Consider the following 16,195-nt stretch of genomic DNA (forward strand, 5'->3'; position numbering starts at 1 on the left):
TTTTTTGTGAAAGTGTTTTGCCGCAGCATGACGGCGCTCACCTGACTCTCCCGGGTTCCTGCTGGTCTCCGCTCCTGAATTGATTTGGTTTTTCTTCCCTCGCCCCGAAAGGTGATGTTTGTTTTTGTTTAATCCCTTTTTTGGGAATAACTTTTTTACAGAAATTGCACACTATGAATAGTAGAGAAGATCAAGGATGTAAGGAGGGAAAAAGGATGGGAAAACTTGAGCGCTACGGAGACCGTGGAGGTTTCCCCGATCCGTTCGCTTATCCGTTGGCACAGATCCATTCCGAAATAAACCGGGCGTTTGAACGCTTTTTTGAGAACCCTGCCTGGACGCATCCCATGGCGATGATGCCGGCGATCAATATGAAAGATGACGGGAACCAATATCAAATTGAGGCGGAAATGCCCGGAATTGAGGAAAAGGACGTTGAGATTGAAGTACATGGACGTCAACTGACGATTAAAGGGGAACGTACACAGGAAGAGAGAAAACAAGGCGAACGAATGTACATCTCCGAACGAAGATACGGTTCTTTCCACCGGACGGTGACACTTCCGGAAGATGCCAATCTCGATCACATCACGGCCGATTATGAAAACGGCGTCTTGCTGATCACGGTTCCAAAAGTTCCGGGAAAAGAGCCGAGGAAGATCAGAATCAACCGCAACCGGCGCTCATGACAGAAGCACTTCCAATTCGGAAAGCGGGCGGAAATCGGAAACGCCGTACTCTGGTGAAGAGGATGGGTGTTTTTCTGCCGGAATTTTTGCGACGAAGGAGCCGGGAACAAGCGGCAAGAAGGAAACAAGCTGAAGCACCTCTGCGTTTGAGGTGCTCTTTTTCAGATCAACAGGTGGAACAATTGTTCGTCTTTATTGATCTCCAGATAGGAGATTCCCTTGTTATTCATCCGTTCAATCAAAGGGGCATAATCTTCCCGATGTTTCAATTCGATTCCCACCAGGGCCGGGCCGTTATCTTTGTTATTTTTCTTCGTGTACTCAAAGCGGGTAATATCATCGTTCTCCCCCAGCACATCATCTAAAAATTCGCGTAATGCACCGGCGCGCTGCGGAAAATTGATGATGAAATAATGCTTGAGCCCTTCATAGATCAAGGAGCGTTCTTTGATCTCCTGCATGCGTTCGATATCATTATTGCCACCGCTGACAATGCAGACCACGTTTTTTCCCCGGATTTTATCTTTATAAAAATCGAGTGCGGCAATGGATAATGCACCCGCAGGTTCTGCCACAATCGCATGGCGGTTGTAAAGATGAAGGATGGTGCTACATACCTTTCCTTCAGGGACCGCGACAATGTCATCCACATGTTCCTGGCAAATTTTAAAAGTTAAATTGCCGACCTTTTGCACGGCTGCCCCATCGACGAACGGGTTGATCTGTGCCAGCGGAACCACTTCGCCCGCTGCAAAGGATTGCTTCATTCCGGCGGCCCCTTCCGGTTCGACCCCGATCACTTTTGTATCCGGATTTACGCTTTTTATGTAGGAACTGACCCCCGCCGCAAGTCCGCCACCGCCTATCGCCACAAACACATAATCGGGAGGCTGATTCATGTCGTTCAAAATTTCAATCCCGATCGTGCCCTGCCCCACAATCGTCCGGTAATCGTCAAACGGGTGAATAAAGGCCATATTTTCCTCTGTGGCGCACGCGACCGCCTGGTTAAAAGAGTCATCAAAGGTGTCTCCCGTCAAAATGATCTCGACATATTCACCTCCGTAATGTTTAACCTGGGAAATCTTCTGTCTGGGTGTCGTCGTCGGCATAAATATTTTGCCCCTGATTTTCAGCATGTGGCAGGAATAGGCCACCCCTTGTGCATGATTGCCTGCACTGGCACAGACAACGCCCCGTCCCAGCTCCTCGCTGGACAAGCGGCAAATCGTATGATAAGCGCCGCGGATTTTAAAGGAGCGAATCACTTGCTGATCTTCCCGTTTCAGGTAAAGATTGCAGCCATATTGCTCCGAGAGTAACGTGTTTTTCTCCAGAGGTGTTTTATTTAACACTTCTTTCAATGTTTGATGGGCAATAATAATATCCTCAATTTTTACTTTTCCCATATGACTACATCCTTTGCTATTTTTCTAATTGATAGATAATTTTAGCACAGGAAATTCTGATTGCAAGGGTTTCTTTGGAGATGGTGCTGAACAATCCCGGAAAAGCAGAAGGAGATTGTCGAGAGAGCACGAAAAAAGGAAGTATCCAAATATTTCCGGGGGAATAAAGATGTACGCAAAAATGGTAAGTGCCAGTGTATTTGGCATTGACGGACTGATCGTGGAAGTGGAAGTCGACATAAGCAACGGTCTGCCGGCTTTTGAAATTGTCGGATTGCCGGATTCGGCAGTCAGGGAAGCGAGGGACCGCGTTCGGGCAGCCGTAAAAAACAGCGGTGTCAGCTTCCCGTTGCAACGGATTACTACGAATTTGGCTCCTGCAGATATAAAGAAAGAAGGTTCAGGTTTTGATCTGGCGATTGCCATTGGTGTGCTGATCGCCAGTGAACAGTTAAAACCGGAAGTTTCCATGGATCGCATGTTGCTCGTCGGTGAATTGGCCTTGGACGGTTCATTGAGGCCGCTCAACGGCATTTTGCCGATGGTGATGGCGGCGAAGGAAGCGGGAATCGAACAAGTGATGTTGCCGCTGGCCAACAGCGAGGAAGGGGCTTTGGTCGACGGAATGAGGGTACTGCCGGTTGAATCGTTGCAGCAGGCGATCCGATTTTTCCGCGGGGAGTGGCAGCCGGATTGGCAACCGCAAACCAAGGAGCAGGAAGAAAGTTCGTTTCCGCATGATTTTGCCGATGTGCAGGGACAAGCCCATGTGAAACGGGCGATGGAAGTGGCGGCGGCCGGCGGTCATAATCTGTTACTCATCGGACCGCCGGGATCGGGAAAAACGATGCTGGCACGCAGAATTCCCTCCATTTTACCCAATATGAGCTTGCAGGAGGCATTGGAAGTCACCAAAATTTGCAGTATTGCCGGACTTACGGCTGACCGGGGCCGATTGATCCGGGAACGCCCTTTTCGCTCTCCTCACCATACCATATCCCAGGCAGGGCTGGTCGGGGGTGGGGCAATTCCGAAACCGGGTGAAGTCAGCCTTGCCCATCGCGGTGTGCTGTTTCTGGACGAGTTGCCCGAGTTTTCGAAGTCTGCGCTGGAGGTGCTGCGCCAACCGCTGGAGGATCACGAAGTAACCGTTGGGCGGGCCCGTGCTGTCTTTACATTTCCTGCGGAGTTCATGCTGGTGGCTTCGATGAATCCGTGTCCTTGCGGTTACTTTGGTTATGAAGAAGACCGCTCCTGCACCTGTACACCGCATCAGGTGGGCCGGTACCGCTCCAAAATTTCCGGTCCGCTGCTTGACCGCATCGACATTCACATCGAAGTGCCCAAAGTGGATTATAAGACGTTGTCATCCCCGGTCAGAGGAGAATCCTCGGCAGAAATACGCAAACGTGTAAACCAGGCGCGCGAGATTCAACGGGAACGGTACAAAGGGAGGGGAGGGATCTCCAACAGCAGCATGAGCCCGGACGATATAAGCCGCTATTGCCGGCTGGATGCTCCCTCCCGTCAGATCCTGAAGCAAGCATTCGACACCCTTGGCTTAAGCGCCCGGGCCCATGACCGCATCCTCAAGGTGGCCCGTACCATTGCTGACTTGGCCGGTAACGAAATGATTCAAATGGAACACATCGCCGAGGCGATTCAGTACCGGACACTGGACCGGAAGTTTTGGGAATGATTTGTCTCAGACAAAGAGATTGGCTAAAAGAGGTTTAGCTTGTTTCCTGGTATTATAAATGAACAACGAATGATGACAGTTTCTCAAGCCTCAGGTGCCTCAGTTCGATGAGCGGGGGATGGAGAGCGGAGTTGTGAGTCTATCTTGACACACTCTCCGCTTTTTAATCAGAGCGCCTCCATAAAAAAGCAAGTTTTCAAGCAATTCAAGCCGGCTCAGATGCCACCTCATTATCATGGAGATTCAGCTCTACAAGCCAGGAACACAAAAGTGTTTGCGATTAACTTGAAGCTTCAATGAATATGGATAAGCACAACCATGTTGATGCTGGCTAATCAATCGTCGGTTACGTTTTGGACGACTGTCAATGATTATGGTGCTGCAGGAACAACTGCTTTCTACTATTTAACTATTGACATAAAAAATTACTATACAAAAATACAAAACGAATGGGGGGATAGACTTGAGAAAATTATTTAATAAAAAATATTTATTATTTTTCTATTAGCATTTGTTTGTGTGGGTATTTTGGGGGGGCGGCTCAGCTTTAGCCGATGGGAACAGTTTTAACATTCCTCACGTAAATGATCATTTTGACAAGGTCAAGCAAGGGCCGCCACCAACGAAAGAGACTCCCGACACTTCAACTTCCCAAGAGGAAAAAGAGCACGGATCCGGGAATTGGTTTACAAAAGCATGGAATTGGACGAAGGAAACCGTCTCCATTGCCTGGAATAAAACAAAAGAATTCTGTTCCGAATCATGGGACTGGATATGTAAGGTCTGTGGCCAGATCACAAAAGTCGTTGTAGATGGGTTGTCTTCTGCATGGAATTGGATTAAGGATAATATCGTCACCATTGGATTAACGGTCGGGATCATCGTGTTGGCCATTGCGGCTGTGCTCTTGATTGTTTTTGGTAGCGAATTCGTGCTTGGTGCGCTCGTAATCTCAGGAGAAACGCTGGGAGAAGGGATTCTGGCCGGTATTGTCATCAGTGGTCTTTTTTCCTGGCTTTCAGGAAATGATTTTTTTGGAACAGAAATGCTCTCAGATATGTTTTTTGGAGGTTTGTCCGGAGGCATTGGGGGAGCTATCGGCTCCTGGGTATCCTCAAGTGTTGCCGGATCGGGCTTTGTTTCCTGGCTTGGTTCAAGGATTTCCTTGTTAAGAGAAGCCTTTCCCAAAATTCTGGGTGGAGCAGCAGGCGGCGGGGCAGGTCAATCTCTTTTTGATTGGTTTAAGACCGGGAAGGTGAATCTCCGAAATACGTTTGTTGCGACCGTCTTTGGTGGATTCTTTGCACTTACGGGCTGGTCCATTTCTAACCATACAGGCCCGATCCTTTCCAAAATCAATGAAATTCCGATCCCGAAACTTGAGGTAGGCGTATTAGACGCATCGGGAATGAAAATCCCAACCATTGGTTTTGGTAAAATAACCGTTGGAGATACTGAATTCGGTGCGTGGTTGCAGAAGTTTGCTTCTAAAGGCGAGGGTAAGGGGACGGGTAAACCTACGAAATTTAAATTTGATTTTGCTAAAGCGCGTAAAGAAGGAATTAAGAGAATTGAAGATGAGTTTGGTGGGGTAAATGAGAACGTTGCAAACAGTAAAGCAATACTTAACCCAAGAGATATCAGATTTATGCAGAGTACTGTTAGTAATAAAACCGGTGATTATACAGTACTGAATAACGCCAAGACATTCTCTCAAGACCCTTCTAAGATATTTGAACTTCCACCTATAAGGGTTTGGCAAGATGGAAAAGGTAACATATGGACACTAGACCATAGAAGGCTAGCGGCAGCAAGACTTGCAGGTATTAAAGAGATTCCAGTTCAGTGGGTTTCAAAAGACGAGGTTTACAAAGATGCATGGAAATTCACTACAAAAGTGGACGGTAAATCTGTTGTACTAAAAATTGGAGATGGCTCGACGCAAGTTATTAAATAGGAGGAGTTAACATTGGGGATTCAGGATATGTTAGAGAAGGTTGAGAATAAGGATGATTTTATAAAGTTTATTTCTCTTTTGGTAAAAGATTTAAAACAAAACTCAAATGATTGGGTAAATACAAGCCTTGAAGATTATTTAAATGGGATCGCATCATGGGTTGAAGATGTGGATGGACTAATTACTGACCCAAGCGAAGATTTCACAGAGGGTATTGATTGGAATTTTGTTGCTACAATTTTATTTGCAGGAAGTCGTTATGAGTAATGACTTCCTGGTAGATTAAAATACAGAAGTTTGTCGGCGAAGTCTGTTACCGCAGACAGGTCGACAAGCTTTTTTTCGAATCATATTAGTAGAAAATTATAAAATGGGGGATTCCTTTTGTTATCTAAACATGGAAAAGGCAGTCGAAACCAACTTGAGATCATCACATTAGATGATTTTTAGTACCTGCGGACCATTAGGTTCGAAAGATTGAAGACAGCTTGATTTTGACTTTATCTATGACCTTGTTGAAGACTATTATTGCCTTGACAATGGGAGACCCAGTGTTGATCAGTCTTCTTAATTAAAATGGCATTGATCCAATATTTATTTGGCATTCGATCCATGAGCCAAACCATTAAGGAGATTGAAACCAATGTGGCTTATCGTTGGTTTCTTGGTTATGGACTCACAGAAAAAATCCCCCATTTTTCAGTTCGGAAAGAATTAAGTCCGTTCGCTTTCAAGACACGGATCTATTTGAAATGATTTTTAATCACATTTTTACAAGAAGCTATGAATCATGGTTTTGTCAATCCAGAAGTCATCTTTATTGATTCAATACATGTGAAAGCCAATGCAAATAAAAAGAAATATGTTAAGAAGCTGGTTCGAGCGCAGGCCCGAACCTACCAAGAGCAACTTGAGGATGAAATCATCCAGAATTGATTGGCTTATGGAAAAAAGATATTGACTCCCAAAACGGACATTGAAATTAAAGAGGTTAAGGAAAGCACAACTGATCCGGAAAGCGGGTATTTTGTCAAAAATGAACGACAGCGAATTTTTACTTATTCCTTTCATACTGGCTTTGATCGGAATTGCTTTGTCTCGGGAGCCATTGTAGAGCAGGTAATGTCCATGATATCCGGGGTTTTCCATCTCTTTATGAACGGATCAAAACAACTGTTACTCAGCGAACAGCTGTTGCTGATGATGCTGGTTATAAAACTCCTTAGTCGGCATATGAAAAATATCTCGCGCGTAAATCAAAAGAAGGAAAGCCGCCAAGAGACTGCTTGTGATTTGGCCAAAAGTAAATATGGCATTGAAATAAGGTTCAGGGAGGAATAAATCGTGCAGGTCTCACCAGAAATGCAATTACCACCGGAGATCAGAGCAGCATTGGAGAAGATTGATTTTATTAACAGGTACAAAAACATTTCTGTGAAATATGACTTTGACGAAGAATTTGATTATGATAATGATAAAGCTTTGAGGATATTTACTGAATTAGGTTATCCGGCCCGATATGACAAAAGGGAAAATTTCTTTCAAATTGTAGAGGAATACCCTCCTTTTCAATTTAAATTCAATATTTCTCTCAGATATGCACTTTTGGAGTTTATCTGGGCAGTTTGGAAGAATGGAGAGTTACTGATTGGTGATCCATGGGACTGGTTAAAGCAGTTATTGGATGGTACAGACGAACGTTTCAGAGCAGCCGGATTCCGCAATTACGATGATTTAAGGGAAGTATTGAAAGAAGCGTTTGATATGTATGAGGATTTCAAACGGGGGTTGCTGGAAACCACTGATTCTGAATAATTATATTCCCCGGGCGACCCATATCGCCCTTTTTTTGTTTTGGCATTTATTTCAAATAGCAGGAGAGCCAAGGAGGAACATTCTTTGGAGAAGGAAGGATATGTATCATTGTTTATTGGTAACTTAAGTTCGTTTGAAGAACTCGAAAACTATGTGATGCAAAGTTATACGGAGGACGGGAATTTGGTCAATTCGGAATTCGGGAAGGATTTTAACATTGAATATTACGATGACGATTTTAGAGAAGTAGAGTTTCACAATGAACCATCGAGGGATTTGCGAGTTATTCTTAAGAGCTTTTCATATGATGAAAAAATAATTCCTGAATTTATCGGGATTTGCGGTGAGCATCTGGACCAGGAAGCGAATTCAGTTATTTTACTTTATAACTTTGACTATGATGGAAACGTAAAAGAAACAAAGCAGTTTCGATTTTTAGGAACGTTACAATATAAGTAAATGTATAATGATCCAAACGATGAACTTAAAGTATTGTAATCCAGTTGAAAAAATATATAAAGCCAAGACCGGAGCAATTGATCACCCCACATGGGAAGGAGTCCAATAGGCGGTTAAATCCTTGGATGAAGGCCATTTGTTTTAACAATTTTCCTGGTGGGATACGAATTGCCAACTTTTATCTGACGAAAATGAGGATAACACCATGAAGTGGTACGAGAATGTGAATGCCGATGCCCGGGTCGCTTATTTATTGGCATTGACCGAAAAAAATTGATCAAATCGACAATGAAGAAGGGGATAGACAAACGAGGAAAACAATGGACATGTGCTGGGATTGGGTAGAAGAGAAGAAACAAGGTGGAGATGCGCTTTATGATAAGTTAGTGAATGAAGACGATTCAGAAGTGGGAATTTATATTCAGTTTACGGATGATCCACAGCAGGAGACAATATGGCTTTGTGTCGTCTATGCCATTGCCTATACAGGCCTATCAATATGAAAAAGAAGAATGTGTCCCACAGCCCATTGAGATGATAGATGATAGTACGATTGATGAAATCGTAAGAAAAAAGGGAGAAATCCACGGTTATGATGAAAACTGGGCGAGGGCGTTAAGGGAGTATTTACTGACCCGCTATTCGCCGGCAAGCAGTGACAAAAATATCAACCGGTCGGAGATTTTGAGTCAGATTTAATTTCGGTCATGACCCCAAAAGCATCGGGACAGAACCTGTCTTTGCTTTTGGGGTCATTTTGAAAGGTTTATCAGGAAAATGGGTGTCCGGCATTAAAAAAGGCTTGTTCCGGCAAGCTGGTGCAGTGTCATAATACCGGGTGAAGTCAGTCTTGCCCATCGCGGTGTGCTGTTTCTGGATAAGCGGCCCGAGTTTTTTGAAGTCTGCCGCTGGAGGATGCATTTCCAGCGGAGTTTATGACGGCGGCTTTGATGAGTCCGTGTGAACTACAATCGGGGAAATCCGTCTGTTATTCATTGTGCCAGGGGTTTAAATGGATTAAGACTTCTTCAACACGTGGATTCTTTGACATGATTCTTGTTTTAATTTTTCTGCCCAGATCATGTCCCTCCTGGATGGACAGTTCGTTGGGAATGCTGATCCGAATGTCTACTATGATATAGTGACCGTGTTCTCTTCCCCTGATTTTGTCGATTCGCTTCACTTCCGGAAATTCGTTCACAATTTTCCGCAGCTCGTTTAAATCATTAAAAGAAATGTTTCTTTCCATCAGAATATCAACGGACTCTTTGCCCATTTCATAGGCCAGTTTCATCACAAATAAAGAAACAATGATGCCGGCAATCGGATCTCCATATTTTGCAAAGGCAAGATTGTATTCATCCCCGAGCAGTGCAATACCAATGCCGATGATTGCGGCGATTGTGGCATACACATCTGCCAGATGATCGATCGCTGTGGAAATCAGGCTTTTACTGTGCTGTGTTTTTCCCAGACGAATGCAGTAAAAATAGAGAGCCTGTTTCCAAACAAGGGAGATAAGAGCTGTGATGAGAGCGATCAGACTGGCTTCCACAGGAGGCAAAAAAAACGCTGCAATTGATTGATAAGCCATGAATACAGCTGCGAATGCAAGGATAATCGCGACGATTCCGGAGGCGATCACTTCCGCTTTGCCGTGTCCGTAAGGATGTTCGTCATCCGCCGGTTTTTTGGCAACTTTGGATGAAATCAGGGCAGCCAATGTGGCAATGACATCCCCTGCATTGTGGAAACCATCGGCGATTAATACTTGGCTTTGAAAGAGCAGACCGATGATTAATTTTAAAAGAGTAAGGATTAAATTACTGATAAAGCTAACCCATAGTGCAAAAATTCCAGATTTCATTTTCCATCCTTTCTTCAGCAGTTCCATGTCAATTTCGATGATGTTTTTAAAATAACAATGATAAGACGAGTGGGTCTAGAGAAATGTTTTTTCCCTTGGTTAGGGATCTGGAAGTTGAGCAACAATTATTTATTCGTTTAACAAATTTGAGCGAGGTAAAATCAAGTTATCTATGAATAGTGAACAATATCTTATAATTATTTAATTTTTAACAGAACATATTTAAAGAAATAATTTCTGAATTGACGATTATGGGATCCGGTTGTCGGGAAGTGGCAGTGCGAGTTGTTAAAGATTTGACTTAATGGCGACTTTGGCTTTTAATATAGCTGACAATCGCCTTTTTTAACGGTGGGAAGATTCTTTCCGGTTTTCATTTTCTTGATCTTTTTCTAACGGATGATCATTTTAGGAATGCCGGTTGGAGGCTTTCATGTAGACGGATCTTTTATGATCAGACTGTTTGTTACGTGAATTTGTGAAATAATATAATATGACCATCCATTATTTGATAGCCATTTACACACTTTGAAGCTTAAAATGGAGGTATGGATTTGAGAACAGATGCACCTGAAATCGAAAAAATGGATCATCAGAAACTGACAACAACCAAATTACTGAAGCGCGGAATTCTAATATTACTTGGCGCAGTGCTTGTAGCGGTTGGTTTGGAAATTTTTTTGGTTCCCAATCAGGTTATTGACGGAGGAATCACTGGGATTTCAATTATATTATCCCACTTTACCGGACTGAGTTTGGGGGTTTTTTTATTCGTTTTAAACATGCCTTTTTTCTTTCTCGGTTATAAACAGATCGGGAAGACTTTTGCGATCTCTACTTTGTTCGGTGTCGTTGTGATGTCAATTGGAACAGCTTTGTTGCATTCGGTTAAACCTTTGACCGATGATCCTTTATTGGCTGCCGTATTTGGCGGAATTATTATTGGAATTGGGATCGGCTTGGTGATCAGATATGGCGGATCATTGGATGGAACCGAAATATTGGCCGTCATGTTTAACAAAAAACTCCCGTTCTCTGTGGGACAAACGGTGATGTTCTTTAATATTTTCATTCTCGGAAGCGCAGGATTTGTGTTTGGCTGGGACCGTGCAATGTACTCGTTGATTGCATACTTCATCGCTTTCAAAATGATTGATACGACGATCGAAGGATTTGACGAAACAAAATCGGTTTGGATCATCAGTGAAAAATGGGAAAAATTGGGGCAATGTATCTTAAACCGTTTGGGCCGCGGAGTCACTTATATGAGTGGGGAAGGGGCATATACAGGGGACGATAAAAAAGTAATCTTTTGTGTGGTTACACGCTTGGAGGAAGCTAAATTGAAAGCGATTGTTGACGACATCGACCCTGAGGCATTTTTGGCTATCGGGAACATTCATGAAGTAAGTGGGGGACGGTTTAAAAAGCGGGATATTCATTAACATTTCTTGGTTGAGAGAAAAAAAGGGGCCAAATCCGGCCCCTGATCTATTGCCTAAATTGAAATCGCTTTATATGATATCTTTGAAGGGGGGGATATTAATGGAGGAAAGAGCAGAGAAGATCAGAAGGCAGGCTGATATCGAGGAATATAAATTGAGAAAGGTGATAGCAACAGACCCGCATCCGGTCTACACGGATATGGATGATTTTTGTGATGTCTGTTGCCTGCGTATGAACCGAATATATATCCGGATTGTTGACGACTTCAAAGACATGGATGACAACGGGATCAGAGCATGTTTAGATTGCATTGAAAAGTATGATCTTAAGGTGCTGAGTAATCAAAAAGCCATTGAATATGAAGCCATGACAGAAGCAAAGATCAGAATCAAAAAAGGAACGCAAATAAAATTCTGAATAGAGCAGGAATTTTAAAAAATGTGTCTAAAAAAGATGTCAAGATAGGAGGTGAAAATGATGAGACGCTTTTTCATCGGAGAACCGCCTGCCGGGATGATCGGTGGCGAGCCGCCGCAATGTTAATCCTTTTTCTTGGTCAAATTCCCAGTCAACCTAGGGGCCTCGATCTCGGGGCCTTTTTTCTTTAAAATTTACGCTGAAACACATCACGGAAGTAAGCGGTTTGGGATGCAGGAAGGGATTGATTCTCTTTTTTGCAGGCGAAGGAGCTGGAAGCAAAGAGGCGCATCAAGACATGACGGATTCCTGTTTCGGGCTTTGTTAACAAACTTCAGGGACATACAGAAACGTATGCCCCTATTCGTTCGTATTCTGTTGTTTCCGAAACAGTGAAATGAGTGAAAGAAGCAAAGCCAGTCCCGCCAACCCGAGTGAAAGGAAGTTGAGTTTGGAAACACTGGCAGAAGCGGCGTTTGTTTTCGGCGTTACAGTTGAAGCGGGATGTTGCGCACTTTCATTGGTTGGCCGGGCCGATGCAGTGATGCTTGTCACTGATGCAGGAGTATCCGAGTCAGGAGCACCTGTCCAGTAAACAACGGAACCATCGGCGTAGCTCTGTTCTGCTCTCCAGGCAATGGCACCGGCTTGTTTGGGATTTTCTGCGACAAAGGAGAACTCGGCGAATTCATTTGGCTTTATTCCACCGTTGGTTGCTTTCCAAGACAAGGCGGTGGTTTTGCCGTCTTTTCCTTTTTCGAATTCATATTCCCAACCCGGAACCGGCATCACTGAATGAACTTCCACTCCTTTCGGAAACTCCACCCGCACTTTGGTGGTATTTACATTTTTTTCAACGGGTACGCGAACCGTGTATTTTTCCCAAGTGCCGGCGGTCGATTGCTTGGGCCAGACCGTAACATGCGCCTCAGCCACAACCACATTCGTGAGAACCGAGAATGCAAATAGAAGGGCTGCGATCCATTTGGCATATTTTCTCATGATCTTTCTCCTCCTTGAACTTCCACTTCATCTTTCCATTCTCCGTAAGTTCCATCCGGATATTCTGCTTCAATATAAATTCTCCATTTGCCGTTAAAGGTAAAAGAGACAGTACCCGAATATTCATTTGAACCTTTTTTCTGCAAAAGGACCGGAGCGAATTTCACTTGCCTGTCCGTGACGGAAACCTGGACGGTTACGCGTTCGGGTTCAGGACTGTTCGGGGGCAGCTTGACCGCAATCGGCTGCCGCCCGGTTTGCAGCCGGGCAATGGTCACCTGTGCTTTTTGCTCCTGGCTGAGCAAAATTTTGTCATACCGCTGGATCGGAGCGGGATAAGCAGAATGGCTCAACCAGACTCCGAGAAAGAGGACGGTGACACCGGCCAGCCACTCCAGCCAAAGCAGTGAGCGCCGATAAGTTCCTTTTTTGCGGCCGTTGATGGTTTGAACGAGGCCGATCAGCAACATCAGGCCGAACAGTGTCAGCTTGCTCCAGAGCAGAGCACTCCACAATCCACCGTGAGGAACCAGCCGCCAATCGCTTTGTACGGTTACCATCCACACACCAGTGATCAAAATGGACAGCGCGGAAGTGGATGCCAAGTGAAAAACCTCGGAATGGAGCACTCTTTCATTCAAAGTGATGTTTTCGGTTCGCTTCAGGCGGTACAAAAGAATCAGATAGGCAAGAATCCCCAACCAGAGAGCGATGGCACCCGTATGAATGATGCGCAGGAATAAAGCCGGCCAAAAATCGGGAACGCTCCAGACATGACCGCCAAAGGCGAAGGAACAAATGAGGAGCAGCCAAACTGCCAGATACCATCCTTCCACCATGTTTGGCAGGGCAAGCAGCAGAAGGAGCAAGAGCTGGCCTGCGATCATCTGTATGTAGTGGGATTTTAGAAGCGTGAGCCAGGCGACTTCGGTTCCGACTCCGGCAGCCAACGTTTGCATGTAAAGAATCCCGTCCGCCAGGATGACCAGGAACAAGAGCCAGAGCCAGCTCTTCTTTTTGCCAAGTCGATTTTTTACGGAGGGAGTATGCAGAGAAAACAGGAAGACGGCCCAATTGAGCCCGCCCAACAGAAGCACGGCGGTTTCAGAAATAAAATGCCAACCGGTGGATAACCAGTTTACTGAAGCAGATTTCTGTGTGGGCAAGGGGGCACTTTGGTCCGGGGAAGGATGTCCAACCGAAAAAGTAAGGGCACCCGCCACAGAATGGCCGTCTCCGGAAACTACGTTCCAACTGACAGTGTAGGTTCCTTTCGGCAAGGAAGGGAGCGGTGTGATGATCCGGGAGGCATCGCGCCGATCCGTCCGCGGTGATAAAGGGATTTGTTTTCCCTGGGCATCTAAGAGGCGGACTTGATACAATCCTTCCTGCAAAGGTTCACTGAAGTGCAACCGGAGAAAGGAAGGGGAACGGGAGAGAATCTGGTGGTCTCCCGGACTGGAATCTAATAACGAGGCATGTGCCAGAACCGTATTTCCCGGCAGAAGGGACAGGGCAAAGAGCAAGATTGCCACAATCCCAAAGGTGATCTTGTGCTGTTGTTGTCTTTTCATGGTTATCATCCGTTATCTGTGAATTTGGTGTATTGGCTGCTCTTCTATGATAGCGAATCGTACGTGGGGAACCTATAGCCCGATCGGGCTATTTGTCATAAGAAGCAGTCAAAATAAAATAACCCGTCCAGTATCTGTACAGGACGGGTTGTCTCATCAGCTATTGCAAGGCAGCCGCCTTTTCTTTTAATACATGTTTCAGCACTTTGCCCGTACCGCTTTTCGGAAGTGAACGGGCAAACGAGATCTGCGGCACTTTATAGGCGGCCAGCTTTTCCTTGCAGACCCGGGTAAGTGCTTCTTCAGTAAGCGGGCTGTCCGGGCTTTTGACTACAAAGGCACGTGGCACTTCGCCCCAAAATGGATCGGGAATGCCGACAACGGCTGCTTCCAGGACACCGTCAACCGCTTGCAGCACTTTTTCGATTTCCGCAGGATAAATGTTGTCACCGCCGTAAACAATGACATCTTTGTAACGGCCGATCACATACAAAAAGCCGTCTGCATCGAGATAGCCGGCATCGCCCATGTGAAACCAGCCATCCCTTAATACTTCATCGGTCGCCTGTGGATTTTGCCAGTATCCCTTGAACAGATAAGGGCTTTTGACGACGATCTCCCCCACTTCTCCGGTGGGGAGGGGGTTACCGGTTTCCGGATCGACGATCTTCACTTCTACATTGGGATAAAGCTTTCCGACAGATTCAGCTTTATCGAGCCCCATCTCCGGTGACCAACGGCTGACAGTCCATGCTTCCGTGCTGCCGTAGCCTTGACTCATCGGAATTCCAATCTCCATATATTGTTTGATCAGACTGACCGGGACTTTTACACCACCGGCGGAAACGCCTTTGAGGGAATCGATTTTCCGTGGATGCCGTTTCAGTTCCTCCAGCATGTAGGTGTAGAGGGAAGGGAAGCCAAACATATAGTTGATTTTTTCCTGTTCAATCATCTCCCAAATTTTTGCCGGAGTATCGTCAGACAGAAAAACGGTTGCCCCGCCAAAATAGATTGAACGAATGCAGGCAAGAGTACTGCTCATGTGAAATAACGGGTGAACAGCCAGGGAGCGGTATCCTGGTGCACTCTGTGCTTTATCTGCTTTGAGATAGGCATAAAATCCTCCGTGCGAAATCACACATCCTTTTGGTGTGCCGGTGCTGCCGGAGGTAAACAAAATGTAAGCCGGATCATCTTTGCTGATCTCGACAACCGGCTCGTCCACAGGGCGGTTTTCAAAAATCGATTCAAAAAACGGGGTTGTTTCCATCCCCGTCCCGACCGGGATGAACTCACCGACGATCCCCGCCTCTTTCGCCAGAGTGAGAGATGGGGCAAATTCTTCATCATAGAACAAAGCTTTGGGTCTGCAGTTTTTAATAATCTCTTCGATTTCATAGGCAGTTAAACGCCAGTTTAAAGGAACCGCGATTCCTCCTGATTTGATGGCGGCCAATGCAATGGTGGGAAAGGGATGATTGTTTTTGCAGAGGATGGCTACGCGATCCCCTTTTTGCAACCCAATTTCCCGCAAGTAATGAGCCAATTGGTTTACCCGCTCGTTAAACTCTCGAAAGGTAAATCGCCTTCCGCCCCCGACCAATGCTTCGAGGTCAGGAGTGTCGGCAGCGCGTTGTTTAAGGAAAAGATCAATCGTACCCACAGTTCATTTCCTCCAATAATCAGAGTCAGCTATTATTTCGTAATACGAAATACTTTAGGTCAAATATTATAGCACGATTTGTCTAAAAAATCATTAATAAATGTTGTCGTTTTAGGTTTCACGGCAGCAGGCGGTTTTAATCGCAGGCGGTATGTGACGAACCCAGGGTTGAAAGATTCTGTTTTAAAATGAATA

14 protein-coding genes and 2 pseudogenes are annotated in these 16,195 nt (G+C 45.2%); 11 read left to right on the forward strand and 5 right to left on the reverse strand.

Going from position 1 to position 16,195, the window contains the following annotated elements; all coding sequences use genetic code 11:
* The first annotated feature begins 215 nt into the window (after positions 1 to 215).
* Positions 216 to 689: an Hsp20/alpha crystallin family protein gene (locus I8U18_RS03080; protein ID WP_052153967.1), complete on the forward strand. Its 474-nt coding sequence runs from the start codon at positions 216 to 218 to the stop codon at positions 687 to 689.
* Between the two features lie 161 nt (positions 690 to 850).
* Here I8U18_RS03080 and ilvA read toward each other — a convergent pair whose 3' ends face one another.
* Positions 851 to 2,098 (reverse strand): threonine ammonia-lyase IlvA, encoded by a 1,248-nt coding sequence (ilvA, locus tag I8U18_RS03085; protein WP_033099747.1) that lies wholly within the window; start codon positions 2,096 to 2,098, stop codon positions 851 to 853.
* A 169-nt stretch (positions 2,099 to 2,267) separates the two neighbouring features.
* Here ilvA and I8U18_RS03090 point away from each other — a divergent pair, with 169 nt between their 5' ends.
* From I8U18_RS03090 to I8U18_RS18125, 8 genes and pseudogenes are all read left to right on the forward strand, one after another.
* Entirely contained in the window at positions 2,268 to 3,797 is a 1,530-nt protein-coding gene (locus tag I8U18_RS03090; RefSeq protein ID WP_198064463.1) for a YifB family Mg chelatase-like AAA ATPase, read from the forward strand.
* A gap of 517 nt (positions 3,798 to 4,314) precedes the next feature.
* Entirely contained in the window at positions 4,315 to 5,754 is a 1,440-nt protein-coding gene (locus I8U18_RS03095; protein WP_198064464.1) for a ParB/Srx family N-terminal domain-containing protein, read from the forward strand.
* Between the two features lie 12 nt (positions 5,755 to 5,766).
* Complete coding sequence (locus I8U18_RS03100; RefSeq protein WP_181735452.1) at positions 5,767 to 6,021, forward strand: DUF7660 family protein; 255 nt, start codon at positions 5,767 to 5,769, stop codon at positions 6,019 to 6,021.
* 117 nt (positions 6,022 to 6,138) lie between these two features.
* Positions 6,139 to 6,977, forward strand: a pseudogene (locus tag I8U18_RS17675) (transposase); the annotation flags it as partial.
* A gap of 121 nt (positions 6,978 to 7,098) precedes the next feature.
* A complete protein-coding gene (locus tag I8U18_RS03115; protein ID WP_198064466.1) occupies positions 7,099 to 7,569 on the forward strand; it encodes a hypothetical protein in 471 nt (156 codons plus the stop codon).
* Positions 7,570 to 7,653: 84 nt separating this feature from the next.
* A complete protein-coding gene (locus tag I8U18_RS03120; RefSeq protein WP_198055705.1) occupies positions 7,654 to 8,028 on the forward strand; it encodes an immunity 22 family protein in 375 nt (124 codons plus the stop codon).
* A gap of 326 nt (positions 8,029 to 8,354) precedes the next feature.
* A complete protein-coding gene (locus I8U18_RS18120; RefSeq protein ID WP_370589363.1) occupies positions 8,355 to 8,531 on the forward strand; it encodes an Imm6 family immunity protein in 177 nt (58 codons plus the stop codon).
* Positions 8,532 to 8,862: 331 nt separating this feature from the next.
* Positions 8,863 to 8,990, forward strand: a pseudogene (locus tag I8U18_RS18125) (ATP-binding protein); the annotation flags it as partial.
* Positions 8,991 to 9,016: 26 nt separating this feature from the next.
* On the opposite strand, the gene I8U18_RS03135 reads toward I8U18_RS18125, so the two are convergent.
* A complete protein-coding gene (locus tag I8U18_RS03135) occupies positions 9,017 to 9,895 on the reverse strand; it encodes a cation diffusion facilitator family transporter (protein ID WP_198064467.1) in 879 nt (292 codons plus the stop codon).
* A 584-nt stretch (positions 9,896 to 10,479) separates the two neighbouring features.
* On the opposite strand from I8U18_RS03135, the gene I8U18_RS03140 reads away from it, so the two are divergent.
* Both I8U18_RS03140 and I8U18_RS03145 read left to right on the forward strand, forming a co-directional pair.
* The gene (locus tag I8U18_RS03140; RefSeq protein WP_232331100.1) at positions 10,480 to 11,340 is read left to right on the forward strand and encodes a YitT family protein; all 861 of its coding nucleotides are present in this window, start codon (positions 10,480 to 10,482) and stop codon (positions 11,338 to 11,340) included.
* A gap of 100 nt (positions 11,341 to 11,440) precedes the next feature.
* Positions 11,441 to 11,758, forward strand: coding sequence for a hypothetical protein (locus I8U18_RS03145; RefSeq protein ID WP_033102064.1), 318 nt, complete (start codon positions 11,441 to 11,443; stop codon positions 11,756 to 11,758).
* 360 nt (positions 11,759 to 12,118) lie between these two features.
* Here I8U18_RS03145 and I8U18_RS03150 read toward each other — a convergent pair whose 3' ends face one another.
* From I8U18_RS03150 to I8U18_RS03160, 3 genes are all read right to left on the reverse strand, one after another.
* On the reverse strand, positions 12,119 to 12,760 hold the full coding sequence (locus I8U18_RS03150; RefSeq protein ID WP_033102065.1) for a YcnI family copper-binding membrane protein: 642 nt from the start codon (positions 12,758 to 12,760) through the stop codon (positions 12,119 to 12,121).
* A complete protein-coding gene (locus tag I8U18_RS03155) occupies positions 12,757 to 14,334 on the reverse strand; it encodes a copper resistance CopC/CopD family protein (protein ID WP_198064468.1) in 1,578 nt (525 codons plus the stop codon). The genes I8U18_RS03150 and I8U18_RS03155 overlap by 4 nt, the downstream gene beginning before the upstream one ends.
* A 160-nt stretch (positions 14,335 to 14,494) precedes the next feature.
* Positions 14,495 to 16,000 (reverse strand): class I adenylate-forming enzyme family protein, encoded by a 1,506-nt coding sequence (locus tag I8U18_RS03160; RefSeq protein ID WP_370589364.1) that lies wholly within the window; start codon positions 15,998 to 16,000, stop codon positions 14,495 to 14,497.
* Between the last annotated feature and the right edge of the window lie 195 nt (positions 16,001 to 16,195).

The organism is Thermoactinomyces sp. CICC 10522 (assembly GCF_016055075.1).
Lineage (GTDB): Bacteria > Bacillota > Bacilli > Thermoactinomycetales > Thermoactinomycetaceae > Thermoactinomyces_A > Thermoactinomyces_A daqus.

Excerpts from the sequence above, each read along its gene's own strand:
- I8U18_RS03080 (WP_052153967.1), top strand. The coding sequence starts at position 216 with ATGGGAAAACTTGAGCGCTACGGAGACCGTGGAGGTTTCCCCGATCCG.
- ilvA (WP_033099747.1), bottom strand. The coding sequence starts at position 2,098 with ATGGGAAAAGTAAAAATTGAGGATATTATTATTGCCCATCAAACATTG.
- I8U18_RS03090 (WP_198064463.1), top strand. The coding sequence starts at position 2,268 with ATGTACGCAAAAATGGTAAGTGCCAGTGTATTTGGCATTGACGGACTG.
- I8U18_RS18120 (WP_370589363.1), top strand. The coding sequence starts at position 8,355 with ATGTGCTGGGATTGGGTAGAAGAGAAGAAACAAGGTGGAGATGCGCTT.
- I8U18_RS03135 (WP_198064467.1), bottom strand. The coding sequence starts at position 9,895 with ATGAAATCTGGAATTTTTGCACTATGGGTTAGCTTTATCAGTAATTTA.
- I8U18_RS03140 (WP_232331100.1), top strand. The coding sequence starts at position 10,480 with ATGGATCATCAGAAACTGACAACAACCAAATTACTGAAGCGCGGAATT.
- I8U18_RS03145 (WP_033102064.1), top strand. The coding sequence starts at position 11,441 with ATGGAGGAAAGAGCAGAGAAGATCAGAAGGCAGGCTGATATCGAGGAA.
- I8U18_RS03150 (WP_033102065.1), bottom strand. The coding sequence starts at position 12,760 with ATGAGAAAATATGCCAAATGGATCGCAGCCCTTCTATTTGCATTCTCG.
- I8U18_RS03155 (WP_198064468.1), bottom strand. The coding sequence starts at position 14,334 with ATGAAAAGACAACAACAGCACAAGATCACCTTTGGGATTGTGGCAATC.